We start from the raw sequence: 25838 nt of genomic DNA, 5'->3' as shown, positions 1-25838 counted from the left end.
CGCGCTCTCCTGTAGTAATGGTTGTAACATACAACTAAATAGTTGCTTATTACAATAAATCGTGAGCGCGCCAGCCGTTCAGAACTTGTGATTCACCTCCACCCACCACTGGCGTCCATAGGGCAGATAACTGCCCACCGGGTAGTAGGGCCAGTTGCTGGTGTCGTCGCGCTTGATGGTGTCCAGCACATTGTTGACGATGAGCCCCACCGAAGTCTGCTTGCTCCATTGATACTGAGTGCTGAAATTGGCCAGTACCGTGGGCGTCAGATTGCCGGAGCCGTCGGCTTTGGGAATCTTGCCGTAGCGGGTCAGCAGCACGGTGGACGACCAGGGGCCGATGTCCCAGCTCAGGCTGGTGTCCAGCTTGTCCGGCCAATCGGTGTTTTCCGGGTCGTTCAACATATTCTTTTCCACATCGCCGGCAAACTGCTGGTAAGTGTGCTTCAGCACCTTGGTGTAATTGGCTTTCAGCAGGAAGCTGCCCCAGTTGGCGGTTTTCCAGCGCAGCTTGCCGGCGATGTCGAAACCGCTGGTGCGCTCGCTGGCCGCATTGATCGGGTTGACCACGATCTGCTTGATCGCGCCCGGATTGATCAAGGCATTGGCCGGATTGCGCTGCACTCGGCGCAATGTGTCCTGGCACAGCTGGGACGACGCGTCCAGCACGCCGGCGCGGCACTGCGCCTCGTCGCGCAACAGCTTGTCGCCGCTCAGGTCGGTGACCAGATCATTGATGGCGATGTCCCAGTAATCCACCGAAATATCCGCACTGCTGCTGGGCGACCATACAAAGCCGAAGCCGTAGGACTTGCCGTTTTCCGGTTTCAGTTCGGCGTTGCCGTTCTTCACGTAGTCCGCGCCCGGCGACATGCTTTTGTAGTCGCAGCTGGCCAAGGGCTGGCTGGCCTGGGCGCAACGCCAGTAATCAGTGCTGGACGAGTAATAGCCGCGGCTCTGGGTCAGGAACAGATAATTCATGTCCGGCGCGCGGAAGCTGGTGGCGTAACTGCCGCGCAGCAGCAAGCTGTTCAGTGGTCGGAACGCCAGGCCGGCGCCGTAAGTGAACTTGCCGGCGCTGCTGTCCGGCAGCTGGTAGCGGTCGTAACGGCCGGATAGCGTCAGGTCCAGCCGCTTCAACACCGGGATGAACAACTCGCCGCCCAGCGCCTGGCGCGAGCGGGCGCCGCCGGCGTGCACGGCCGGCGAGGTGTTGTAGAACGCGCCCTGATTGATCAGCGGGTCCGGATCGTTGCTGAAGCCCTGGCTGCCCCATTCCAGCGTGCCGGCCAGCTTCACCGCGCCGGCCGGCAGCTTGAACAACTCGCCACTGCCGCTCAGGCTGAGCGCCTGCAGCCAGGACTTGTTCTGGCTCACCGAGCGCCCGGCGATGCTGTCGAACTCCGCCTGCGTCAGCCGGCGGTTGAACGGCCCGGCCGACGGCGCGTAAATCGGCACCCCCTTGGCGTCCACGCCCTGCTGTTGGCCCAGGAAGAAACTGTCCGCATTGGCCAGCAGCCGCGGCGCGATGTTCTGGCTGGTGTAGATGGACGCGTTGTAAGCGGCTTCGTAACTCCAGCTGCTGCCCGGCACCGTGCCGCGCAGGCCGAAAGTCAGGTTGGCCGCCACATCGTCCCATTTGCGGTTGTAGCGGCTGGCGCCGCCCATCTCCTCCGGCGACAGCAAGCGGCTCCAGACCTCGTAGCGGCCGCTGTTCTGGTTCAGGAAATAGCCGCCGTTGCCGGCGGCCGAGGTCCAGCTGGGGCCGCGGGTGTTGTTCTCGCTGTGGTTGAAGGCCAGCAGCGCGTCGCTGAACAACTCCAGGTGATCGTTGAGCGCGTAATTCAGGCTCAGATAACCGTTCTGGCTCTGGTTGGCGGTCTGCACCGTCCAGTAGGAGGCCTTGGCCAGCGGGCTGGCGCAGACATTGCTCTTGCTGCTGCGGTAAGCGCGCACGCTGCCGGCGTACAAGCCGCCCAGCGCGCCGCAAGCCGCGCCGGGGTCGATGAACTTGCCGCTGCTCACATCCTTCTGCGACCACACCGTGGTGGGCGCCGCGCCGTTGACGGTGTTGTCCGCCATGAAGCCGCGCTGGCGCGACCAGATCGGGTTGCGCTGGCTCAACTCCAGCGCATAGACCAGATTCAGCTTGTCCCAGCTCTTGCCGCCGCTCAGTTGCAGGCGCAGGTTTTCGCCGCCGTGATGCTCGCTGCCGCCGGCCTTGACGTTGACCGTGGTGCCGTCGGCCTTCTTCTTCAGGATCACATTGACCACGCCGGCGATGGCGTCCGAGCCGTAAATCGCCGACGCGCCGCCGTTGAGTACCTCAATGCGTTCAATCATCGCCGCCGGGATATTGGCCAGATTGACGAAGTTGACCGACCCCTCGTAAGCCACCGGGTAATCGGCGATGCGGCGGCCGTTGAGCAAGGTCAGCGTATGGTTGGGCCCCAGCCCGCGCAGGCTGATGGCGTTGGCGGCCGGAGTGAAGGTATTGCCGAAATCTGCGCCCTGGGTGAAGCCGGTGTTCTGCGCCAGATTGTTCAGCGCGTCGTAGACATTGGTGTAACCCTGCTTTTCGATATCGGCGCCGCTCAGCACCGTGACCCCGGTGGGGCCTTCCTTGCCGGCGCGCGCAATGCGCGACCCGGTGATGGTGACGCTGTCCAGCGTGTTGCCGTCGGCGGCCAGCGCCGGCAAGGCTTGCCCTGCCAAGGCCAGCGCCAGCGCGGAGAGGGTGAAATGGGGATATGCCATCGCGGAATGCCGGCTGCGCCGGCCCTTTATTGATTTTGGAAAACAAAATCTAGCACGATTGCATATATGTTAAAAATCTTGAAAATTAGATTGTTATTCAAATTGAGAATAACGTGATTGGAAGGATCGCGGGAGCTTGGCGTGGGTGGGGATTGGGCGCGGGGTTTGCCGTTGTGGCAGGGGAGGGGTTGGGAGAGTGAGAACCGCGGACACGCTGTCACGGGCTTGCGTCGGCTCAGCCCTGGCGCGCTTTAGCCTTCAGATACGCTTCATTCTTGTCGCGATGTCCGATAGCCACCACGATGATGATGATTTTGCCGTCGTCCACCTCATAGACCAGCCGGTATCCGGTCTGACGCAGCTTGATCTTGTAGCAGCCTTCCAGGCCATGCAGCTTGGCGGAAGGGTTGTGCGGATGCTCGGCTCGTTCTCTCAGTTTCTTGGCAAACTGCTGTCGGATTGATGGGTCCAACTTTTGCCATTCCTTCTCCGCATCCACCCGGAAGACAACTTCATAGCTCATCCAGGTCCACCTTGACGGTGGGCTGTTGCCGACGTTCCAGCACCAACTTTGCGTCCTCGATGTCTTCAAGCAGGTTCATCATGCGTTCGTACTGGGCGGCAGGAACAAGATAGGCTTCCGGGCGGTTGTGATTCAGGATTACCACCGGATGCCCTGCGGCCTCGCGCATGATGCCGGCAAAATTGCGTTTGAGCTCGGTGACGCTGACAGCCACATCGGCAAGTACCAAGTCCATAACTTCTCCCTAATTAAAATCTATTTAGATGCCTAATATAGCATTGATTTTGTTGTGGGGAGCTGCTTGTCCGGCAGTGAAGCCGCCTTTCGGACACCAGATCAAGTTGTGGATTTTCTAAGCGGCCTACCCGGCAGAGAACCTAAGCTGAAATGCTCTTGCTTTAATCAGCAGTTTCTAAGCTGCCTACCCGGCAGAGAACATGCCGGCAGCGGCTAGGGTGGCGCGGATGCTTTTCTAAGCTGCCTATCCGGCAGAGAACACATCCCCATGAGCAAACAGACGCCCGATGCCTTTCTAAGCTGCCTATCCGGCAGAGAACGTCGGAAAGCCGGCCGAGGGCGGCAGCATTGTTTTCTAAGCTGCCTATCCGGCAGAGAACTGCTGGGATTGGCCGGCTTTGGTGAAGCACTCTTTCTAAGCTGCCTATCCGGCAGAGAACATGATCTGTCAAGGACGAAACTAACCCCATACTTTCTAAGCTGCCTATCCGGCAGAGAACAAGCGCACTAACCACGCTGCGAAAGATTGGCATTTCTAAGCTGCCTATCCGGCAGAGAACTATCAGGAATTCATGGGGCTGCCAGCCGTTAATTTCTAAGCTGCCTATCCGGCAGAGAACCTGTCGCTGATGAACTCCATGCCGTTCATCCCTTTCTAAGCTGCCTATCCGGCAGAGAACACCGAGTTGGCCGCCATGACCGATTTGCCTCTTTTCTAAGCTGCCTATCCGGCAGAGAACGCCTGCTGATTGCCTTCGCCATGAATCTTTTTTTTCTAAGCTGCCTATCCGGCAGAGAACGCCCGGCGTCAGCAGCGGCCGGGCCGTCTCCTTTTCTAAGCTGCCTATCCGGCAGAGAACGACCAGCAGCGCGTGCGAAGTCTTCTCCCAGTTTTCTAAGCTGCCTATCCGGCAGAGAACCTGGCAACGAGCGCTTGCTTCCACGCGGGCCATTTCTAAGCTGCCTATCCGGCAGAGAACGGCTTTGCGCCAGGCGTGGCCGTTCATTCGCTTTTCTAAGCTGCCTATCCGGCAGAGAACATGCCAAGTAACGCCAAAATCTGGCTTGTAGCTTTCTAAGCTGCCTATCCGGCAGAGAACGCGACGGCAAGCCGGGCCGCGCGCAGCGATGGTTTCTAAGCTGCCTATCCGGCAGAGAACTTAAAAATCAAGAGCAGCCGAGGCTGGTCGGATTTCTAAGCTGCCTATCCGGCAGAGAACTTCCAGGCGGCGCTGGCGGGCTTGTTGCCGATTTTCTAAGCTGCCTATCCGGCAGAGAACTACTGCTCGCGTATCTCATGCTCCACCACGCTTTTCTAAGCTGCCTATCCGGCAGAGAACTTCGGCTTCGGCATTGCCACGAAACGCCCCAATTTCTAAGCTGCCTATCCGGCAGAGAACTTCTGACCTGCGAAGCGATCAAATGCGGGATATTTCTAAGCTGCCTATCCGGCAGAGAACTCACGCCGTAGTCATAGACGGCGCGATAGCGATTTCTAAGCTGCCTATCCGGCAGAGAACACGACGAAAGAATTGCCCAAAACGAAACGAGCTTTCTAAGCTGCCTATCCGGCAGAGAACGGCCTCTTTCACTTTCGGCCTGCTCTTGAGCCTTTCTAAGCTGCCTATCCGGCAGAGAACGTCTCTGGCGCCATTCTCGCGCTGTGGTCGCTTTTCTAAGCTGCCTATCCGGCAGAGAACATTTGGCTGGCGCGATGAGTTCATCTGCATCCTTTTCTAAGCTGCCTATCCGGCAGAGAACCACTCCGCCGACGGTCATCTGCAGGAGGGTTTTTTCTAAGCTGCCTATCCGGCAGAGAACCTCGCGCCCGTCGTCGGCGCGGTCGGCTATCATTTCTAAGCTGCCTATCCGGCAGAGAACTTCCAGCTCCAGGCGAACGACGCCACTTTGGATTTCTAAGCTGCCTATCCGGCAGAGAACCGATGGACCCGACAAAAGAGGGTTGTCCAGCCTTTCTAAGCTGCCTATCCGGCAGAGAACGCCGCGCACCAGGCCGATGAAGCGACCCAGGTTTTCTAAGCTGCCTATCCGGCAGAGAACTAGAGCCTTTCCCCCGCAAACCCGCGCCAGCGGGGGAAAGCATCGCTTTCCCCAATAAAAACCCTTTTATTTCTCCCCGCGCCAAGCCCTTGATTTAACAGGCTTGGCGGTAGGGCTGGAAAAAAAGGGTTAGAACCACGGCACGGTGGCGTCGGGGCTGAGGCCGAAGGCGTTGAAGCGGCCGCTGTGGGTGGCCGGGGCTGGGCGCTGCTCGATGTGCAGCTGGTAACGCTGGCCGGTGCTGGCGCTGTTGAGGGTGAGGAAGGGCAGGGCCAGGCGGCGGGCGGCGCTGTCCGGGAAGCGCTGCGCGGCTTCTTCCGCGCTGATGCCCAGCCGCCGCACCAGCCGGCGGCGCTCCTTGTCCGGATTGGTCTTGGCCTGCTTGCGCCGCACCTGCCAGGCTTCCGCCTGCGGCGGCACTGGCTGGATGGCGGCCAGCGCGATGTGGTCGCGCATGCCGCTGAGCCAGTCGCCGGCCATCAGCCGCAGCAAGGCGGCGTGGCCGCCGTGCAGGCGCAGGGTGTCGCCCAGCGCGGCGGCCGGGGCCGCGCGCGGGAAGCTGACGCCGATGTCGTCGCGGCCTTGCTCGCTCAGCGCGCGGTGCAGCTTGGCGAACAGCGCGTTCATCAGCAGCGTGGGCGCAAACTCCGGGTCCGGGCGCAGCCGGATGTCCAGGTAATGATCCATGGCTTACTCCGCCGCGCCGAACACGCCGCCGCGGATCAGCGTGGCCAGCACAAAGTGCTGATCATGCGGCGCCGGGGCCTGGTCTTTCAGCACCCAGTTGTCCAGCAGGGTGTAGAAGTCGGACTTGGCCTTGGGCTGGCGGCAGGCCTTGCCCAGCGTGGTGACCGAGCCGTAGGGCTCCACCGCGATGGGGCCGAGCTGTTCGGCTTCCGGGTGCCAGTCGTCTATGGTGCGGATGGCGTTGCCCAGCTTCTGCGAGTGGATGGCGGCGATTTTCAGCGCGCCTTGCTCGATGGCGTACAGGGTCTTGCTCTTGTCGCCGCGGCCGCGGTCCAGGATCAGCTCCTGCGAGGGGAACACCTCCTGGCCGGCGCCCAGCCGCGCAAAGGCGGTGATTTGCAGCAGCAGATGGCGCTGGCCGGCCAGGCCGGCGGCGATGGCGGCGGCCAGTTGTTCCAGCGCGGCGGCCTGGCTGCCGGGGTCGAAGTGGCACAGGGACAGCGCCAGCGCGTCGAACTGCCATTGCTGCGCCGGCTGGCCTTGCTCCAGCAGCGCCACCCGCACTTCCACCTGCTCCGCGCCCACGCGGTTGCGCCACAGGAAGCGGCCGTTGGCCAGGTTGCAGGCATAGCGGCGCGCCAGCTCGGCAAAGCCGTGGGCCTGCACATAGCCGGCCACGGTGGCGCGCAGCTTGGCCTGGTAGGCGCTGTCGTTGCAGGCGGACGGCGCGCCGACATTGCCCAGTACCCGCAGCGTGAAGCTGATCTTCAAGGTGTCCGCGTGGTGCGGCAGCGCGGCCACGTCCACGGTTTGCAGATTGGGGTTTTCAATCTGCGCGTCCAGCTTGGCCGGGTCCTGGTCCTTGGTTTTCAGGCGGTTGGAAATGGTGCCGCGCACGGATTTTTCGATGACCCTGACCGGCTCCCAGCCGGCGTGCTGCTCGCGCTGTTGCCAGTCGCCGGCGTGAAACAAGGCGTCGGACGGGTCCAGCTTGCGTTCAAAGGCCAATACGGTAGCGGTTTTCAGCGGTGCGGTGCTCATGAGGCTTCCTTTCTAGTCTTCTATTTCCAAGGTGGCGGCGTAATCATTGCGGCAGCGGTACAAGCCGCTGGCGGTGTCGTCGTCGGCGTACCACAGCAGTTGGCTGACATCGTGCAGCCGGTGCGGGCTGACCCATTCGCCCAGCGAATACAGGCTTTCCACAAAGCGGAACGGCGTCTGCGCGTCGCGGGCGTTGACCACGCTGCCGGCCGGGTAGAGCGGGGACAGCGCGCCGTAGCCCACCGGTATCGGCACCGTCCAGCCCTGGCTGTGGCCGCGTTGGCTGCGCCATTCCAGCGTGCGGCGCGGCTCGCCGCCGGCCGGGTCCGCTTGTTCCTGCCAGTGCGGCGCGTGGTTGATGCGAGACAGATCCAGCCAGGCATCGAAGAGGTCTGTCTGCGGCTGGCTGGCGCGCAAGGCGGCCAGGTGGCTTTGCAGCAGATCGTCGCGGGACACCAGCGCAAAGCCGGGCAGCAGGCTGCGTCGCAGCTGGCGGAATTGCTTGAGTCGTTCCGTCTCGTCCTCGCTCAAGGTCATCAACTGCGGCGCGGGACGGCGACGGCCGGGCAGCGGCGGCGTCACGCTGCCGCCGGCAATGCGCATGCCGTGCAGGGTGTCCGTTACCTGCCGCGCCAGTTCCGGCAGTTGCTCCTCGGGCGCGGCCAGTGCTTCGCCGGTGAGGCCGAACAGCAGGCTGATGTCCAGGTGGATGCGGCCTTCCTCCACGATGGCGGCGGTGGAGCCGTCCTTGTCCACCGGGTTGCGGCTGAGGTGGAAACCCTGGGTATACGCGCCGCTGGTCTGCGCCTGGTAATGGTGGCAGACCACGCCCACCGCCTCGAACTGCAAATCCAGGCTGCCGGCCAGCTTGCGCTCCAGCGCCTGGGCCAGGCCGGTGAAGGCGGTAATGGCCGGAAAGCCCCAGGTGAAGGGGCTGGAAATGGCGTTGGCGTTTTGCACCCGCAGCCGGGGCACGCTCAGCAGGCCGGTGATCATGGGCAGAGTGCTCATGCTTGCTCCTTGGCCATCGCCGCCAGCTGGCGGCGGGTTTGATCGTGCTGGGCCTGCCAGCCCAGATCCCCGGCCAGCTCGCGCGCCCAGTGGCGGAACTCCGCGTCGCCCATCTCCAGCGGGCTGGCGTCGAATTGCTGGTTCAGCCAGCGGCCGAAGCGTTTGGCCACTTCCAGCGGCCAGTCCTCGCTGTGCCAACGCGCGGCAAAGTCCGCGTCCGCATCGGCGCGCCAGGGGTCCAGCCACAGCTGCTGGTATTCCGGCAGTCGGCAGCGCGTGTCCGCGCTCCAGCCGGGCGGCAGGCCTTCGTGCATTTCCTTGCCGAACAGCAGCAACTCCTCCAGCAGCGCATTGCCCAGATCGTCACGACGATCTTGGGCATCTTTGTTTTGAGGCGGTTGGCTTTCCAGAAAAACGCGCAGTTGGCGGACCAGCCGGCGCACATCGTTGCGGCGACCAAAGCGCAGCAGCGCGTCCTCGCTATTGAGCGGCGGTTTCAGGCCCTGGCTTCGCCACTGCGGCGGCAGGGAAGCCAGCAGATAGTTATTGCCCTTGCGTTCGCTATTGAGCTGGGAAATATTCTGCGGCTTGGTGCCGCCCAGTTTCTGCACCGCCAGCTGCGGATAATCGCAATAGCCGTGCGGGTGATCGCGTTGTTCGCGGCGGGCCTGGCGCGCGCCCTTGGCGGCTTCGCCGAAGCGGTGCTCCTGGATGGTTTGATACAGCCGCTGCGCCAGCGCGCTGGGATAGAGCGGGGCCAGCAGGTGGTAGTGCTCGTCCTTGGCCGGCTCGTAACCCACCAGCCAATACACTTGCTTGGCGCGGCTATGGCTGGCGGCCGCCGCGCCGGCGTCGGTCAGCGCGGCGAAGGCGGCGATCCAGGCCTGCGCCTGCTCAGGGTCGTCGCTGAGCGCGGCGGCTAGATCGGCGTCTTGCGCCAAGGCCAGCGCCAGCAGGCTTTGGCCGTCGTGTTGCTGCTTCAGAAACTTGTACACATCCAGCGCGGCGGCGTTGCCCACCACGTCGTCGGCAAAATCCGCGCCCAGGCAGTGGCTGCCCACTTCGCGGCGCGGCGGCAGGGTGGAGGGCGGCGCGTACAGATTGCTGCCGCGGGCGTCCGGGTGGATGGCTTTAAGGGTATGGGTGGCGGCTTGCAGCTGGTCGGCGCGGCGGGCGGCGTCCGCCAGCCAGGCGGTGGGCTGGTGTTGGGTCAGCAGCGCTTCGCGCTTGGCGTCGTCGTCGGGCGCGAGCTTGTCCAGCTTGTCGTCGCGCCGTTGCCGGATGAAGCCGGCCATCAAGGCGCGTAGTGCTGCGGCGCGGGGCGTGAGGGTAGGGGGCATGGCTGGTCCTTGGATCAAAATCAGGAACAAACAGCAGTGCGGCCCCGGCGCGATTGGGCTGCCGGGGCCTTGGCTCGGTGCTTCATTGCATGCGCATCCTCCTGTTTTGCAAGGGGTTGGGGTGGAGGCCGGTCTGCCAAGCGCACTCTCACAACACCGACCATACGCTAATTTTTTACCTAGTAAAGCTGAATTTTACATTTATCGGTAATTGGCAGGGTGGCTTGTAACATCGGCGCCACTGCCGGCATAAGGCAGCTTAGAAATAGTAAAGCTGGAATTTTCATTTCAGTTCTCTGCCGGATAGGCAGTTCAGACCGGCCAGCGCGCAAGCGACTGGCCTTTTTTACGTCCATTCAACTGGAATGCCATCTATCTAGTGTGCCTGCGAGCAGGTGATATTGGTATGGACAGCGGTCTGGATTTACTTGATGTGCATCATGCGGGGGTGGAGCAGGGGGTCTGGTGTGCTGAACTCAGGCGGTTAAGTCATGTGTTCGGCGGGATGGTGCTGCCATGTGATATCGATTTGTCTGCTGTGGAAGCTGTTAGACTTGTATGGCGTGCTGCCGGATAGGCAGCTTAAGTAACGGAATAAACCTACTGTTCATCTACCCCGTATGTTCTCTGTCGGATAGGCAGCTTAGAAAAAGCTCGGCGGTCACCCTTTGCCAGCAGTGATGTTCACTGCCGAATAGACAATTTAGGAAAGAGTGGTACCACACCATCCCACGCCAGACTGCTGTTCTCTGCGGGATGAGGTGCTCATTTCTCTTGCCCAGACTGGTTGATGTTCCTACAGGTCTATTCAGCAAAAATGGCTTCGGCTTGAAGGAAAGTAATGATGAGCAAAACAGCTAAAAACTATGGGATTGTGCTGAAGGCGCGCAAAGGGCCGGTCAAGCCGGTAGAGCTGGATTTGAGCGGTGAACCCGGCGTTCGCATTGTCAAGACTGCGGCCAAGCGGGTGATCCAGCGCCACAAAAAAGTGATCAAGGCGTTGGCGGATCGATGATCAATCCACGCGTGGTGGTGCAGTTGCATGATGCCATTTTGGAGATGGAGCCAGGGTTGGCGGGCATGCATGACATTGGGCCGCTGGAGGGCGCGTTGGCGCGAGTGGATAACAAGATCCGCTATGAGGGGATGGAGGATATCTTCGATATCGCCGCCATGTATGCGGTGGCCATTGCTCGCGGCCATTGCTTCAATGACGCCAATAAACGGACCGCGCTGGTGACGGCGCTGACTTATCTGGACTTGCAAGGCGTGGTGATTCTGCGTAGTGCCAAGCTGGAAGACATTATGGTGGATGTCGCTTCCGGGGCCTTGGAGGTGACGGAACTGGCTACGATTCTTTACTCACTGGCTAATTCATAGCTATCAGAATCTCAAAGGGCGTTTAGCCAATGTGCCCGCTAGCGGCATTGTGAAGCATGCTTGCTGCGGTGTGCCGTACTTCAATGTTCCTGCTACTTAGGCGAAGGGTGTGAGGTGCTTTGCTGTGTAGTGAGGCTTATCAATTCAATATTGATAATCATTCCCATTTATAGTGTAAGATTGCTGCTCTCATTTGATCTGCCCACGCATCATAGCGCTGGCATGGAACCGCAACGGCACGCCTTCTTATGACTTTGACCGCTTCTCGCCTCCCCGTCAGCGCCGCGCAGCACGGCATCTGGATGGGACAGCAACTTTCCCCGGACAACCCGAGTTACCTCACCGCCGAAGCCACCGAGCTGCGCGGCGCGCTGAACCTGGACGCCTTGCGCGACAGCGCCGCCGAGGTGTTGGCCAATTGCGCGGCGCTGAACATGCGCTTCGAGTTTGACGGCAGCCAGCTGTGGCAGCAGCCGGTGGCCGCGCAGGCGGAGATACCCTGCCTGGACTTCAGCGCGGAAGCGGAACCGGAAGCGACGGCGCGCGCCTGGGTGGCTCAGGCGCTGGCGCGGCCGTGCGATCCGGCGCGGGACGCGCTCTATCTGGGCGCGCTGCTGAAGCTGGGGCCGGAGCGGCACTGGTGGTATCTGCAGACCCACCATATCGCGCTGGACGGCTTCGCCTACGGCCTGCTGAGCCAGGCGCTGGCGGCGCGCTACAGCGCCCGCGTCAAGCAGCAGGCCTTGCCGCCGCTGGCGGATTGGTCGCTGGACAAGATCGTCGCCGCCGATCACGACTACCAGGCCAGCGAGGCCTGCGCGCAGGACCGCGCCTTCTGGCTGCAGCGCCAGGGCCGTCAGCCGGCGGCCAGCACGCTGGCGCCCGCCGCCTTGCTGGCGGACGGGGTGAACAAGGCCGAGCAATGGCTGAGCCCGGCGCAGATCGCCGCCTGGCAGGCTTCGGCCAAACAGCACGGCGTGGACTGGGGCGCCTGGCTGCTGGCGGCGGTGGGCGCCTGGCTGGCCAAGCGCAGCGGCCGCCGCGCGCTGACCCTGGGCCTGCCGGTGATGAACCGCCTGGGCACGCCGGCGCTGGCGGTGCCGTGCATGGCGATGAATATCGCGCCGCTGAGCCTGCGGCTGGACGAAGAGCTGGGCGCGGCGGAACTGAGCCGCCAGCTGGCGGATAGCCTGCGCGCGATCCGGCCGCATCAGCGCTATCGCTACGAGCAGCTGCGCGGCGATCTGGCGCGCGTCGGCGGCCAGCAGCGCTTGTTCGGCGCGGTGGTGAACCTGATGCCTTTCGACCGCCGCGCGCCGTTCGCCGGTCTGGACAGCCGGGTGCTGCCGCTGGGTTCCGGCCCGGTGGAAGATGTGTCGATCAATTTCAGCCTGTTGAACACCGAATGGCGGCTGTGCCTGGAAGCCAACCCCAACGCCTACCCGCAGACGGAGCTGGACGGCCTGCGCGACGATTTGCTGGCCTGGCTGGACGCCTGGGCCGGCCGCGCGCCGGACGCCGCGCTGAGCGAGCTGCTGCCGGAGCTGCCGCCGCTGAGCGTGCTGGACGGCGCGGCGCTGGAGCGCGAACCGCGGGAGGTGCTGAGCCTGATCCGCGCCGCCGCCGCCGCGCGGCCGGACGCGACGGCGCTGGAACAGGACGGCGAGCGCCTGTCCTACCGCGAGCTGTTGCAGCGCGTGCTGCAACTGGCCGGCCGCTTGCAAGCCGCCGGCCTGCAGGCGGAGGAACGGGTGGCCATCGTGCTGCCGCGCAGCCCGGAAGCCATCGTCGCCATCCTGGCCACGCTGTGGGCCGGCGGCTGCTATGTGCCGCTGGACCCGCACGGCCCGCCGACGCGGCTGGCCATGGTGCTGGACGACGCGCAGCCTCGGCTGGCCGTCACCCTGAGCGCCTGGCGTCCGCTCTTGGGCGCCGTGCCGGCGCTATGCCTGGACCTGCCACCGCAACAGGACGCGCTGGCCGCCGCGGATCCGGCGCCGGCGGCCGGCCAAGCCGCTTATCTGCTCTACACCTCCGGCTCCACCGGCAAGCCCAACGGCGTGCTGGTCAGCCACGGCGCGCTGGCCCAGTTCGTCAGCAGCGCCGGCCAGCTGTACCGCATCGGCGCCGACGAACGCATTCTGCAATTCGCGCCGCTGCACTTTGACGCCAGCATCGAGGAAATCTTCCTGGCGCTGTGCCATGGCGGCACCCTGGTGCTGCGCACCGACGCGATGCTGGAGTCGATGCCGGCCTTCGCCGCCGCGGTGGCGCGCCAGCGCATCAGCGTGCTGGACCTGCCCACCGCCTTCTGGCACGAACTGGCCTTCGCCTTGCAGCCGGAACTGGCCGCGCAGCTGGCCAGCGTGCGGCTGACCATCATCGGCGGCGAAGCCGCGCTGCCGGAACGCGCCGGCCGCTGGCAGGCGCTGTTGCCCAGCAGCGTGCTGCTCAACAGCTATGGGCCCACCGAGGCCTCCATCATCGCCACCAGCGCCATCCTGTCCGGCCCCGGCGCGGTGTGGGACGGCGGCGACAGCGTGCCCATCGGCCTGCCGCGCCCCGGCGTGCGCGCCGCCATCGTGGACGAGCGCCTGCAGCCGGTGGCGCAGGGCGAGGACGGCGAACTGTGCCTGCTGGGTGAGGCGCTGGCCATCGGCTATCTGGGCCGGGAAGAATTGACCGCGCGCCGCTTTGTAACGCTGGACGCGCTGCCCGGCGCGCCGCGCGCCTACCGTACCGGCGACCGCGCGCGGCTGAGCGACGGCCAGCTGCGCTTCCTGGGCCGGCTGGACCATGAAATGAAAATCAGCGGCCTGCGCATCGACCCGGCCGAAATCGAAAACGCGCTGCTGGCCTGCCCGGAGGTGCGCGAGGCCGCGGTGGTGGGCCTGCCGCTGGCCGGCGGCGGCTATACCCTGGCCGCCTTCCTCAGCGGCGGCGAGACCGAGCCGGCGACGATGCGCTCGCGCTTGGCTGAGGTGCTGCCGGCGGCGGCGATCCCGGATCACTGGCGCTGGCTGGACAGCCTGCCGCGCAACGTCAACGGCAAGATAGACCGCAAGCAGCTGGCCGCCGGCATGGAAGCGCAAGCGCCAACCGCGGCGGAAGATGCCAGCCCGCTGGAACGCCAGGTGATGGAGGTGTGGCAGCAAGTGTTGGGCGTGAACCCGCCCAGCCGCCACGCCAACTTCTTTGAACTGGGCGGCAAATCGCTGCAAGCCATCCAAGTGGCCAACCGGCTGGCGCAGCGCCTGAACCGCGAAGTGGCGGTGTCCGCGCTGTTCAGCCACAGCACGGTGGCGGCGCTGGCGCAGGCGCTGAGCGCGCCCGCCGCGCACCGGCCGCCGTCGGCCAGCGAAGGCCAGGAATTCGCGCCGCGGCTGACCATCCAGCCCGGCGCGCTGCCGGCGCTGTTCTGCCTGCACCCGGCGGAAGGCCTGTCCTGGTGCTATCTGGGCCTGGCTAAACACCTGCCCGGCGTGGCCATCTACGGCTTGCAGGCCACCGGCATCACCGGCGACAAGCCGGCCAGCTTCGACGCGATGGTGGCGGACTACGTGGCCCGCGTGCGCGAAGTCCAGCCGCAAGGGCCGTACCGGCTACTGGGCTGGTCCCTGGGCGGCGGGTTGGCGCAGGCGATGGCGGCGCAGTTGTGCGCCGCCGGCGAAACCGTGGAACTGACGGCGCTGATGGACAGCTATCCGACCGCCAGCTGGCAGGGCCGGCCGCAACCGACATTGCACGACGCGCTGGTGACGGTGCTCAGTGTCAACGGCGAAGTGGACGCCGACGAGAACGGCCAGCCGCTGGACAATGAGGCGATCTACCAACGCCTGCTGCGCCCCGGCAGCCCGTTGGCGCCGCTGGGCCGTGCTGCACTGGAACGGCTGGGCGAGGCCTCGCTGCACGGCATGCAATTGTTCCGCGACAGCCAAACCCCGCCTTACGACGGCGACGTGCTGCTGTTCCACGCCGGCATCCACCCGGAAGACGCGCCCAAGCCGGATGATTGGCGGCCCTTCCTCGGCGGCACGCTGGAGTGCGTGGAGCTGGACTGCGACCACTTCGGCATGAGCGATCCGGAGCCGATGCGAAGGATAGGCGAGGAGTTGGCGCGGCGCTTGACTTGAGCCGCGCCGGTTTGATGAAAAACGCCGTTCACCTTGGGTGAGCGGCGTTTTTGCTTTTTGAGCGCGGCTTGCTCCGTAAGAGTCTGTTTACGATCTCGCGAGCAAGAGCGAGACAAGGCGTTGCGGCTGAGAAAGCGGATTGTACATCCGGTACATGAGCATTTCGAAGGGCTGTTTACCGTGTACGCGCAGCAGATCGTAAACAGGTTCTAAGGGCTGATTTTCCGATGGCCGATCACGCATCGCATGGGCTCCATTTATTCGTGCCGGTTCAGTCGCAGCGCATAGCATCCATGGGCGGGGAAACGCAGCATCGCGAAAGCGATTTCGGGCCGTGCCTCCCAGCGTGTCAGAGTCGCCTCCACCTCATGCGTTTGCAGCAGTGCGGCTTCCTGCATGGTCTGTTCTTTGTCGTAAGCGCGCAGCGCCACGCTGTCGCCGAGGTAGGCATTCACGCCAACGCGGTGCAGTAGCGCTGACAGCTCGGGCAAAGGTTCCGGCTGTGATTCAGCTGCCAGGAAAACCGGACCATACTCGCGGTATGGCCCGACTTGGTGGAATGGGCTGTAGCTCGCCAGAATCAGCTCCTCACCCGGAATGGCGCGGCGCAGTGCATCGCGAAATGGTTCGCCGCCGACGGCAGTCATCCGCCGCACGGCTTGGCCAAGCGCATCAATCCCTTTGTGTCGTGCCCGATCGACGAAAACCGGATCCAAGGTTTCCAGTTGCCAAGCCATGCCGCGTTCCTTCGTATCATTGAAATGTCCGAAGTCTATGGCGGCGTACCCCTGCGGGCGACCCGATTCTTGCTGCGCTCGTTTTCAGGCAATCGCTGTGCATGGCAAGTGGAGTTGCCCCGTCTCCGTTTTCTAAGCTGCCTATCCGGCAGTGAACGCGCAGTACCGGCCTTATATCGTTGTGCCGATTTTCTAAGCTGCCTATCCGGCAGTGAACGGCAAGTGATGGGCAAGATTGGCATGGAGCTGTTTCTAAGCTGCCTATCCGGCAGTGAACAACGTGGCGGCTACGCCGGCGGCGTGGCCGAATTTTCTAAGCTGCCTATCCGGCAGTGAACTTGCCGTCGCCAGGCTGGGTGTTTCCGAGGTCTTTCTAAGCTGCCTATCCGGCAGTGAACCGGCGCGTTTCGTTTTGCGGTCAGCCGCCATTTTTCTAAGCTGCCTATCCGGCAGTGAACGATTAAGTATTTGATACCATTGGATTATCTTTTTTCTAAGCTGCCTATCCGGCAGTGAACCCGCAGTCGTTGGTCAGCCGGTAGGTTTTGGCTTTCTAAGCTGCCTATCCGGCAGTGAACGAACGCGAGCTGGTAGAGGCCAAGCAGTTCCTTTTCTAAGCTGCCTATCCGGCAGTGAACTCAGGCCGAGCCAGTTGAGAAACGATGCTGTCTTTCTAAGCTGCCTATCCGGCAGTGAACTTGGGAGGGAAGAGACCGCTCTTGAACATCTCTTTCTAAGCTGCCTATCCGGCAGTGAACTTAGGACATCCCGCCTGTGTGCATGCGTGTCATTTCTAAGCTGCCTATCCGGCAGTGAACGACCCGAATTTGGACAAAGTGGTGTGGACCGATTTCTAAGCTGCCTATCCGGCAGTGAACTTGGTCTGGTTTTCTGGCGTGGAGCGTCGCCCTTTCTAAGCTGCCTATCCGGCAGTGAACCGAGCCCTGTCCGGCATCAAGCGCAGATTTCATTTCTAAGCTGCTTATCCGGCAGTGAACCAGGGGTTCTAGAGAACACCCTTAATCGCCAATTTCTAAGCTGCCTATCCGGCAGTGAACGTTCTGCAGCATGCCGAAACGCGCTTGCCTGTTTTCTAAGCTGCCTATCCGGCAGTGAACTCTGTCCCTACCATGCCCTTCCATCTGCAGCTTTTCTAAGCTGCCTATCCGGCAGTGAACCGGCATGCCGTGGTCGGCCACCATCCCGGTGTTTTCTAAGCTGCCTATCCGGCAGTGAACTACCAAAAATGCTGATGGCTCTGAGTCTAAATTTTCTAAGCTGCCTATCCGGCAGTGAACCCAGCACAGCGCTTCGCACAAACCCGACACCATTTCTAAGCTGCCTATCCGGCAGTGAACGCTTTGCTTTTTTCGAGTTTGGCCTCCTCCGCTTTCTAAGCTGCCTATCCGGCAGTGAACCTCGGCTGGGTGATACCGCGCTGGGCCGGCCATTTCTAAGCTGCCTATCCGGCAGTGAACCGGTAGGTTTGCGTCATCGCTCAACCTGTTCATTTCTAAGCTGCCTATCCGGCAGTGAACGGCTGGAGATGATCCGGACACGCCTGAATATTTTTCTAAGCTGCCTATCCGGCAGTGAACAATCCGCTCAAGATCACCAACGACGCGCGCAATTTCTAAGCTGCCTATCCGGCAGTGAACCTTCTCGGGCGCGCGCTCCGTCCGACAAGAGCTTTCTAAGCTGCCTATCCGGCAGTGAACTTTGTCTTCGCTTCTCGGCCAGTCGTCCGTCTTTTCTAAGCTGCCTATCCGGCAGTGAACATGCCATTCATGTGAAGGAAACCGGACAAAATTTTCTAAGCTGCCTATCCGGCAGTGAACATCACTACGTCCACTACGCGGCACTCCAAGTCTTTCTAAGCTGCCTATCCGGCAGTGAACGCCAACCATCAGACGTTGTCGGCAGATCGACATTTCTAAGCTGCCTATCCGGCAGTGAACTATTAGTATCGTATGCCGCACCAATGGTTTTTTTTCTAAGCTGCCTATCCGGCAGTGAACTACGCGTCAAAGAACACTGACCTCCACTTTCATTTCTAAGCTGCCTATCCGGCAGTGAACGTCCACAACCGACAACGCCATGCGGCGCTGGTTTTCTAAGCTGCCTATCCGGCAGTGAACTTCCATCAGCCACCATAGCGGACGCGCTTCAATTTCTAAGCTGCCTATCCGGCAGTGAACTCCTGACCTTCGCGCCGACGCGATCCGGCAAATTTCTAAGCTGCCTATCCGGCAGTGAACTAGAGTCTACACCGCCCACAGTCCTTATGGCGTGGGCATTCTCAGCGATTCTTCCGGCTTTGACCCAAATTTTCAGCTTATCGCTAAGTCATTGTTTTTAAATGTCGGCCCCTGGGGGCAGAAAAAAAGGGTAGACCGCGCTGGCTGTCCCTGCGCTCATGCCCATGGCAAGATGCGCTGTCGCGTTCCATTCCGAAGGATTCGCCGTGTCCGATTTTTCCCCGTCCGATCTCAAGACCATTCTGCATTCCAAGCGCGCCAATCTTTACTACCTGCAGCACTGCCGGGTGCTGGTCAATGGCGGGCGGGTGGAATACGTCACCGACGCGGGCAAGGCTTCGCTGTACTGGAATATCCCCATCGCCAACACTAGTTGCATCCTGCTGGGCACCGGCACCTCGGTGACGCAGGCGGCGATGCGGGAGCTGGCCAAGGCCGGGGTGATGGTGGGGTTTTGCGGCGGGGGCGGCACGCCCTTATTCAGCGCCAATGAGCTGGAGCAGGAGGCGGCGTGGTTTGCGCCGCAAAGCGAGTACCGGCCCACCGAATATCTGCAGTACTGGGTGCGTTTCTGGTTTGACGACGCGCAGCGGCTGGCTGCGGCCAAGGATGTGCAGCTGGCGCGGCTGGGCTGCTTGCAGCGGCATTGGCTGGGCAGCCGCGCCTTGCGCGAAGCCGGTTTTGTGGTGGAGGAGGCCGGCCTGGAGGCGGCCTTGCAGGCTTCGCGCCAGGCGATCGCCCAGGCGCCGGACCACGCGCATTTGCTGACCGAGGAGGCGCGGCTGACCAAGCTGTTGTTCCGTTTGGCGGCGCAGGCCACCGGTTATGGCGATTTCAGCCGCGCCAAGCGCGGCGCCGGCACGGACCCGGCCAACGCCTTTCTGGATCACGGCAATTACCTGGCTTACGGCCTGGGCGCCACCGCGGCCTGGGTGCTGGGTTTGCCGCACGGCCTGGCGGTGTTGCACGGCAAGACCCGGCGCGGCGGGCTGGTGTTCGACGCGGCGGACCTGGTCAAGGACGCGCTGATTCTGCCGCAGGCCTTTGTGTCCGCGATGCGCGGCGACGATGAGCAGACTTTCCGCCAGGCCTGCATCGAGGCGCTGACCCGCGGCGAGGCGCTGGACTTCATCATCGACACCTTGAAGGACATTGCCGAGCGGCGGGGGAGGGCGGCATGAATATCCTGCTGATTTCGCAATGCGACAAGAAGGCGCTGACGCGCAGCCGGCAGATCCTGGACCAGTTCGCCGAGCGTCGCGGCGATCGCGTCTGGCAAACGCCCATCACCCAGGCCGGGCTGGACACGCTGCGGCGCTTGCTGCGCCAGAGCGCGCGCAAGAACACCGCGGTGGCCTGCCACTGGATACGCGGCCAGGACCATAGCGAGCTGCTGTGGATCGTCGGCGACGCCAGCCGTTTCAACGCCGACGGCGCCACGCCCACGCACAGCACCCGCCGCAATGTGCTGCGCAGCGCGGACGAGAACGATTGGCACAGCGGCGAGGACATCCAGCTGCTGGCCGGCCTGGCGGCCTTGCTGCACGACCTGGGCAAGGCTAGCCAGGCGTTTCAGCAACGGCTGCGCGGCGAGCGGAGCGAGCGCAATCTCTATCGCCACGAGTGGGTGTCGCTGCGCTTGTTCCAGGCCTTTGTCGGCGATGACGACGACGCCGGCTGGCTGGCGCGCTTGCGGCAGCCGACGGCGCAAGACCATGCCAGCTGGCTGGCGCGTTTGCAGGCGGACGGCATGGGAGCGGCGTGCGAACCGCCGTTTTCCCGTCTGCCGCCGCTGGGCGCCGCGGTGGGCTGGCTGGTGCTGACGCATCACCGGCTGCCGCTGATGCCGGACTTCGAGCATGAAAAGCAACGCTACTTGGGTGCCAAGGTGCAGGGTTTTCAAAGCCGCATGCTGTTGAATATCCCCGCTCATATCGACGCGCGCTGGAACGAATGGCGGGAGGCGGAGGCCGAGCCGGCGCAGCTGGCGCCGTACTGGCGTTTCCCACAGGGTCTGCCGGTGAACACGCCGGCCTGGAGCCGCCGCGCCGCGCGGCTGGCGGACAAGCTGGCGGCGCGCCTGACCGTGCGCGGTGAGACGCGCTGGCTGGACAATCTTTACGCGATGCACGTGGCGCGGCTGAGCCTGATGCTGGCGGATCACCATTTTTCCAGCCTGGATTACGCCCAGCTGCGGCACAAGCGCGGCCAGGCCGGCTATCCGCTGTGGGCGAATACCCATGGCCGGTCCGGCGATTTCAATCAGCCGCTGGACGAGCATTTGCTGGGCGTGGCGGAGCAGAGCGCCTTGGTGTGCCGCGCCTTGCCCGGTTTCGAGCGCGAGTTGCCGCGGCTGCTGCGGCGCAAGCGCTTGCAGCAACGCAGCGCCGACGCGCGCTTCCGCTGGCAGGACCGCGCCGCGGATTTGGCCGCGGGAATGCGCGCGCGGGCGGCGGAGCAGGGCGCTTTCATCGTCAATATGGCGTCCACCGGCTGCGGCAAGACGCTGGGCAATGCGCGGATCATGTACGCCTTGGCGGACCCGACGCTGGGCCTGCGTTGCGCGTTTGCGCTGGGCTTGCGCGCGCTGACGCTGCAAACCGGCCAGGCCTTCCGCCAGCGGCTGCGCCTGAACGAGGACGATCTGGCCATCTGCGTGGGCGGCAGCGCCAACACCCAGTTGTTCAAACACTATCAACGGCAGGCGGAGGCCAGCGGCTCGGCCTCGCGCCAAGCCTTGTGGGACGAGGGCGGCGAGGTGCGTTACGAGGCCGGCGGCGAGCACCCGCTGTTGTCGCGCGCGCTGCGCGATCCGCAAACGGCCAAGCTGCTGCAGGCGCCGCTGCTGGTGTGCACCATAGACCATCTGACGCCGGCGACGGAAAGCCAGCGCGGCGGGCGGCAGATCGCGCCCATGCTGCGGCTGATGAGCGGAGATCTGGTGCTGGACGAGCCGGACGATTTCGACCTGGCGGACTTGCCGGCGCTGACTCGGCTGGCGCATTGGGCCGGCTTGCTGGGCAGCCGGCTGCTGCTGTCGTCCGCCACCTTGCCGCCGGCGCTGATCGAAGGCTTGTTCGAGGCCTATCTGGCTGGCCGCCGTCAGTTCCAGGCTAATCGCGGCCAGCCGGGGCGGCCGCTGGCGGTATGCTGCGCCTGGGTGGATGAACAGGACCGGGCCCAGGAAGACTGCGCCGATGTCGACGCTTTCCGCCGGCGGCAGCGTCAGTTTGCCGGCCGGCGCGCCGATTGGCTGGCCACGCAGCCGGCGCGGCGCAACGCTGAACTATTGCCGTTGAGTTTTGGCCAGGGGCAGGCGCCGGCCTTGCGTCGGGAGTTCGCCGCCCAGTTGCAGCCGGCCATCGAGCGCTTGCACCGGCTCAATCAGCAGCGGGACCCGATCAGCGGCCAGGCGGTCAGCTTCGGCCTGGTGCGCATGGCCAATATCCAGCCCTTGTTCGAAGTGGCGCTGGCCTTGTACGCGCTGCCGTGGCCGGCGCACTGGCAGCTGCATTTATGCGTCTACCACTCGCAATACCCGTTGATGTTGCGTTCCGCCATCGAGCGCCAGCTGGACCAGGCGCTGAACCGCGAACAAGCGGAAGCGGTGTTCACGCTGCCGGCCATCCGTCGCGAGCTGGACGCTGAGCCGGAGCGCGAGCATGTGTTCATCGTGCTGGGCTCGCCGGTAACCGAGGTGGGTCGGGACCACGATTACGACTGGGCGATCGTCGAGCCCTCGTCGATGCGTTCGCTGATCCAGCTGGCCGGCCGGCTGCGCCGCCACCGTCCGGATCCGTGGGACAAGGTGAATGTGCTGATTGCCGAGCGCAATCTGCGCAGCGTGGAACAGCCCAGCCAGCCGGCCTTCCGCAGGCCGGGCTTCGAGAATGAGGCGTTTGCCTTGGACAGCCATCTATTGAGCGAACTGCTGGAGGAGGACGAGTACCGGCATCTGGACGCGCGGCCGCGCATCGTGCAGCCGGAGCCCTTGCGGCCGAAGCGGCGCTTGTCGCATCTGGAGCATGCGCGGCTGGCGCAGATGATGTCGCCGGCCGGCCAGGCCAAGGCCGCCAGCAGCCGGCCGGGGCGCGAGGGTCAGGCCATCGCGCCCTTGGGCGCGTATAGCTGTTGGCAGCAGCCGCAGGCGCTGCTCAGCGGAGTGTTGGCGCAGCAGCAGCCTTTCCGCGCCGGCGGCGAGCCGGAGCTGGATTTACTGTTATTGCCCACCGAGGACGGGGACGATTACGCGCTGCACCGGGTGGAAAGCCGGCCCTGGCCGGAGCCGCCGCATTTCACGCCGGTGGAGGCCAGCCTGAACCAGCGGGTGCCGGACGCGGCGTTGACGCAGCCGAATATCCGGCCCTGGGGCGTCAGCGATTATCCGGCGGCCTTGGCCGAGCTGGCGGCGGAACTGGGCATGGAGCTGGACGCCTGCGCGCGGCGCTTTGGCGGGCTGAGCTTGCCGCAGTCGGATAATGGATGGCGCTTCCATCCGGCGCTGGGGTTTTGCAAGGCTTGAGGCGCGCTGGCAATGAAAACGGCCGAGGCGGCGTGGGTATCGCCGGCGGCCTCGGCCGTTCGCAGCAGACATCGGACAGGCTCTCAGCGCAAACCGCTGTGCAGCCCGTCCACCAGCACATGCGGCACGCCCTGGGAGCAGCGCTCCACCCGGCCGCTGACGCCGTAGACGCGGCGCAGGCTTTGGCTGTCTATCACCTCGTCCGGCGCGCCGTTGGCTTGCAGCGCGCCGTCCTTCAACATCAGCACCCGGTCGCAGTGGCGCAGCGCCACATTGAGGTCGTGCAGCACGATGACGGTGACCATGCCGCGGCGACGGGTTTCGCGGCGCAGCAGGTCCATCACGTGGAACTGGTAGTTGAGGTCCAGCGCCGACAGCGGCTCGTCCAGCAGCAGCACCGCCGGTTCGCGGATCAGCGCCTGGGCGATGCCCACCAGCTGGCGTTGGCCGCCGGACAGCTGGTCCAGATAGCGCAGCGCCAGTTGCTCGATGCCCAGCGATTGCAGCAGCGCGAACACCTGTTGGTCGTCATGGCGGCGCGACAGGCCGGCGGCGGTGGCCTGGCCGGCCACCATCAGCGATTCGAACACCGAAAGATGCACGCTGGGCGGCAGGGTTTGCGGCAGGTAGGCCACTTCGCCGCGCTGGCGGCTGAGCGCGCGCTGGTCCAGGCGGACGTCGCCGCGGCTGTGCTGCAGGCCGGCCAAGGCGCGCAGCAAGGTGGATTTGCCGCTGCCGTTGGGGCCCAGCAAGGCCGTGATGTCGCCCGCCCGCAGACAGGGCACGTCCAGCCCGCGTATCACCTGGCGCTTGCCGTAGCTGACCGAGAGTTGATGGATGGACAGGGCGGAGCTCATTGGCGGCCTCCGTTGCGCAGCACGATGGCGATGAAGAAGGGGATGCCCACCAGCGAGGTGACGATGCCCACCGGCACGATGACGCCGGGCACCAGATTCTTGGTCACCACCGAGGCCATGGACAGGATGGCGGCGCCGGTCAGCGCGCTCACCGGCAGGTAGAAGCGGTGATCCTCGCCCACCAGCCGGCGCGCGATATGCGGCGCGATCAGGCCGATGAAGCCTATGGTGCCGACGAAGGCCACCGCCAGCGCGGTGAGCAGGCTGGCGCGCAGCAGCGAGCTGAGCCGGAGCCGGCGCACATTGATGCCGAAACTGGCGGCGCGGTCTTCGCCCAGTCGCAGCGCGGTCAGCCGCCAGGACTGGCTCAGCGACCAGGGCAGGATCAGCGCGAAAGCGCCGAACAGCAAAGCGATCTTGGGCCAGTCCGCGCGCGACAGGCTGCCCATCAGCCAGAACACCAAGTCTTGCAGCGAGTCCGCGGTGGAGACGAATTGCAGCAGGGACACCAGGGCGTTGAAGCTGAAGAACAGCGCGATGCCGAACAGCACCACGCCGCTGGTGGGCATATTGCTCCAGCGCGCCACCACGTCCAGCAGCAGCGCGGAACCGAGCGCGAACACGAAGGCGTTGACCGGCAGCATCCACGGGCCGGGGATGCCGGGGAGGCTGACGTCCAGCAGGATGGCCAGCGCCGCACCGAAGGCGGCCGCCGGCTGCAGGCCCAGGGTGAACGGGTCCGCCAGCGGGTTGTGCAGCACGGTCTGCATTTCGGCGCCGGCCAGACCCAGCGCCAGGCCGGCGGCGATGGCGATCAGCGCATAGGGCAGGCGGATCTGCCAGACGATCACCTCGGTGGCCGGATCGGCGGCGGCCGGGTGCCACAGCGTCTGCCAGAACTCGGCCAGCGGCATGCCGCTGGCGCCGGTGGTGACATCCAGCGTCAGCGAGACGGCGAGCAGGCTCAGCAGCACGGCCACCAGCAGCAGCCGGCGCAGCAGGGTGCGGCGGTAGTCCGCCGCCACCATGGCGGCGGAAAGCGTTAGGGTTTCGCCGCTCATTTAACGCCCTTGACCCAGTAAGTGCCTTGCGGCTCTATGGCCAGGAAGTCGCGGTGCAGCTGCTTCCAGCTGGCGTCCGGGTCCAGCTTGGCGAAGCGCGCCGGTTGCAGTTCCTTGGCGAAGGCTTCCAGCAGCACGATGTGGTAAGGCGTGTTGTAGAAGTGGTGCCAGGCGCCGAAGGTGCGGCCTTCGCGCACCGCGCGCAAGGCGCCCACCGGGCTGCGCGCGGCGGTGCGCTTGAGCGAGGCCTGCGCCTGCGCCGCGCTGATGTTGGCGCCGAACTGGATGCCGGTCTTGTCGGCGGCGTCCGCGGTGCCGGTGCCGATGTAAAGATCCGGATTGCTGGCCAGCACATGCTCCATATTCACTTCGCCCACCGCGCCGGGAATCAGCTTGTCGGCGATATTGACGCCGCCGGCGGCGTCCACCAGCTCGCCCAGGCTGCCGCGGCCGGCGCTGGTGACGTTGCTGAAGGCGCCGGCGCGCAGGTCCAGGAAGGCCTTGGGCTTTTGCTGCGCCGGGATGGCGGCGACAACTTTGCGGATGGCCTCCATCTTGCCCTGGTAGAAGCGGATGAAGCGCTCGGCCTCGGCCTCACGCTGCAGCGCCTTGCCCATGATGCGCAGGCTGGGCACGGTGTGCTCCAGCGGCGCGTTGCGGAAATCGACGAAGACCACCGGCACCTTGGCTGCTTGCAATTGCTGCACGATGGGGTTGTTCAGGCCCGGGCCGTGGCCGGAGATGCTGAACACGGCGATGTCGGGGCGCAGCGTCAGCACTTTTTCGGCGCTGACCGAGTTCTCGCTGGTCTTGCCGATCAGCGGAATCTGGTCGATGGCCGGGAAGCGTTGTTTGTACTGGGCGTAGGTTTGCGGGTCCAGTTGGCGGAAGTCGCCCTGCCAGCCGGCGATGCGGGCGATGGGCTGCTTGCCTTCCAGCAGGGCCAGCGCGTAGAACAGCCGGCCTTCGCCCAGGAGGATGCGGTTGACCTTGGCCGGCACTTCCACTTTACGGCCGGCGATGTCGGTGACGGTGGCGGCTTGGGCCGCCAGCGTGGCCGCGGCCAGCGCGCCGGCCAGCAGCAGACGGGAGAACAGTGTTTTCATTGTGATTCCTTGAGCGATACGGCTCCGCTGCCAAAGCCCGCCGCGGTGGAGAGGGCGGGTGGACGGGCTTTAGCCGTGGAGCGGGTGGCAAGCATCATACAGAAACGGGAGCCGCCGGGCAGGCCCG

General features: G+C 64.2%; 16 protein-coding genes and 2 CRISPR repeat arrays. Of the genes, 5 read left to right on the top strand and 11 right to left on the bottom strand.

Features of this window, described 5'->3' with window-relative positions; translation table 11 throughout:
* Positions 1–78 precede the first annotated feature (78 nt).
* The 7 genes from AB1Z25_RS17775 to csy1 form a co-directional block, all read right to left on the bottom strand.
* The gene (locus AB1Z25_RS17775; RefSeq protein WP_486635810.1) at positions 79–2757 is read right to left on the bottom strand and encodes a TonB-dependent receptor plug domain-containing protein; all 2679 of its coding nucleotides are present in this window, start codon (positions 2755–2757) and stop codon (positions 79–81) included.
* Between the two features lie 235 nt (positions 2758–2992).
* On the bottom strand, positions 2993–3280 hold the full coding sequence (locus AB1Z25_RS17770; RefSeq protein WP_486635809.1) for a type II toxin-antitoxin system RelE family toxin: 288 nt from the start codon (positions 3278–3280) through the stop codon (positions 2993–2995).
* Positions 3270–3515 carry a type II toxin-antitoxin system Phd/YefM family antitoxin gene (locus AB1Z25_RS17765; RefSeq protein WP_019103002.1) on the bottom strand — a complete coding sequence of 82 codons (246 nt, stop codon included), beginning with the start codon at positions 3513–3515 and terminating at the stop codon, positions 3270–3272. Before AB1Z25_RS17765 ends, AB1Z25_RS17770 begins: the two co-directional genes overlap by 11 nt.
* 114 nt (positions 3516–3629) lie before the next feature.
* Positions 3630–5578: a CRISPR direct-repeat array (repeat unit 28 nt; unit sequence TTTCTAAGCTGCCTATCCGGCAGAGAAC).
* A gap of 129 nt (positions 5579–5707) precedes the next feature.
* Positions 5708–6265 (bottom strand): type I-F CRISPR-associated endoribonuclease Cas6/Csy4, encoded by a 558-nt coding sequence (cas6f, locus tag AB1Z25_RS17760; protein ID WP_486635808.1) that lies wholly within the window; start codon positions 6263–6265, stop codon positions 5708–5710.
* 3 nt (positions 6266–6268) lie between these two features.
* Positions 6269–7306, bottom strand: a complete 1038-nt coding sequence (gene csy3 / locus AB1Z25_RS17755) for a type I-F CRISPR-associated protein Csy3 (protein ID WP_486635807.1) — start codon at positions 7304–7306, stop codon at positions 6269–6271.
* A 12-nt stretch (positions 7307–7318) separates the two neighbouring features.
* Entirely contained in the window at positions 7319–8317 is a 999-nt protein-coding gene (gene csy2 / locus AB1Z25_RS17750; RefSeq protein ID WP_486635806.1) for a type I-F CRISPR-associated protein Csy2, read from the bottom strand.
* Complete coding sequence (gene csy1, locus AB1Z25_RS17745) at positions 8314–9657, bottom strand: type I-F CRISPR-associated protein Csy1 (RefSeq protein ID WP_486635805.1); 1344 nt, start codon at positions 9655–9657, stop codon at positions 8314–8316. The genes csy2 and csy1 overlap by 4 nt, the downstream gene beginning before the upstream one ends.
* Before the next feature lie 844 nt (positions 9658–10501).
* Here csy1 and AB1Z25_RS17740 point away from each other — a divergent pair.
* The 3 genes from AB1Z25_RS17740 to AB1Z25_RS17730 all read left to right on the top strand — a co-directional run bounded on the left by AB1Z25_RS17740 (position 10502) and on the right by AB1Z25_RS17730 (position 15170).
* Positions 10502–10672, top strand: coding sequence for a hypothetical protein (locus AB1Z25_RS17740; protein WP_162788165.1), 171 nt, complete (start codon positions 10502–10504; stop codon positions 10670–10672).
* Complete coding sequence (locus AB1Z25_RS17735) at positions 10669–11037, top strand: type II toxin-antitoxin system death-on-curing family toxin (RefSeq protein ID WP_166454272.1); 369 nt, start codon at positions 10669–10671, stop codon at positions 11035–11037. Before AB1Z25_RS17740 ends, AB1Z25_RS17735 begins: the two co-directional genes overlap by 4 nt.
* Before the next feature lie 248 nt (positions 11038–11285).
* On the top strand, positions 11286–15170 hold the full coding sequence (locus AB1Z25_RS17730) for an amino acid adenylation domain-containing protein (RefSeq protein ID WP_486635804.1): 3885 nt from the start codon (positions 11286–11288) through the stop codon (positions 15168–15170).
* Positions 15171–15427: 257 nt separating this feature from the next.
* On the opposite strand, the gene AB1Z25_RS17725 is transcribed toward AB1Z25_RS17730, so the two are convergent.
* Entirely contained in the window at positions 15428–15907 is a 480-nt protein-coding gene (locus AB1Z25_RS17725) for a DUF1203 domain-containing protein (protein WP_486635803.1), read from the bottom strand.
* Between the two features lie 129 nt (positions 15908–16036).
* Positions 16037–18165: direct repeats of the CRISPR family, unit length 28 nt; unit sequence TTTCTAAGCTGCCTATCCGGCAGTGAAC.
* A 206-nt stretch (positions 18166–18371) separates the two neighbouring features.
* On the opposite strand from AB1Z25_RS17725, the gene cas1f reads away from it, so the two are divergent.
* Entirely contained in the window at positions 18372–19346 is a 975-nt protein-coding gene (gene cas1f, locus AB1Z25_RS17720; RefSeq protein WP_235086847.1) for a type I-F CRISPR-associated endonuclease Cas1f, read from the top strand.
* Positions 19343–22687: a type I-F CRISPR-associated helicase Cas3f gene (gene cas3f / locus AB1Z25_RS17715; protein ID WP_486635802.1), complete on the top strand. Its 3345-nt coding sequence runs from the start codon at positions 19343–19345 to the stop codon at positions 22685–22687. The genes cas1f and cas3f overlap by 4 nt, the downstream gene beginning before the upstream one ends.
* An 83-nt stretch (positions 22688–22770) precedes the next feature.
* Here the strand turns inward: cas3f and AB1Z25_RS17710 are convergent, their stop codons facing one another.
* Genes AB1Z25_RS17710 through AB1Z25_RS17700 form a run of 3 tightly spaced genes read right to left on the bottom strand, consistent with a single transcriptional unit; the run spans position 22771 to position 25711 of the window.
* Complete coding sequence (locus AB1Z25_RS17710) at positions 22771–23544, bottom strand: ABC transporter ATP-binding protein (RefSeq protein WP_235086851.1); 774 nt, start codon at positions 23542–23544, stop codon at positions 22771–22773.
* Positions 23541–24605, bottom strand: a complete 1065-nt coding sequence (locus tag AB1Z25_RS17705) for a FecCD family ABC transporter permease (RefSeq protein WP_107800468.1) — start codon at positions 24603–24605, stop codon at positions 23541–23543. Before AB1Z25_RS17705 ends, AB1Z25_RS17710 begins: the two co-directional genes overlap by 4 nt.
* Positions 24602–25711: an ABC transporter substrate-binding protein gene (locus tag AB1Z25_RS17700; protein ID WP_486635801.1), complete on the bottom strand. Its 1110-nt coding sequence runs from the start codon at positions 25709–25711 to the stop codon at positions 24602–24604. The genes AB1Z25_RS17705 and AB1Z25_RS17700 overlap by 4 nt, the downstream gene beginning before the upstream one ends.
* Positions 25712–25838 lie beyond the last annotated feature (127 nt).

This window comes from Chromobacterium sp. HL1 (genome assembly GCF_057418835.1).
The sequence above is the reverse complement of the archived record's forward strand: the minus strand, read 5'-3'. Positions and strand labels throughout refer to the sequence as shown.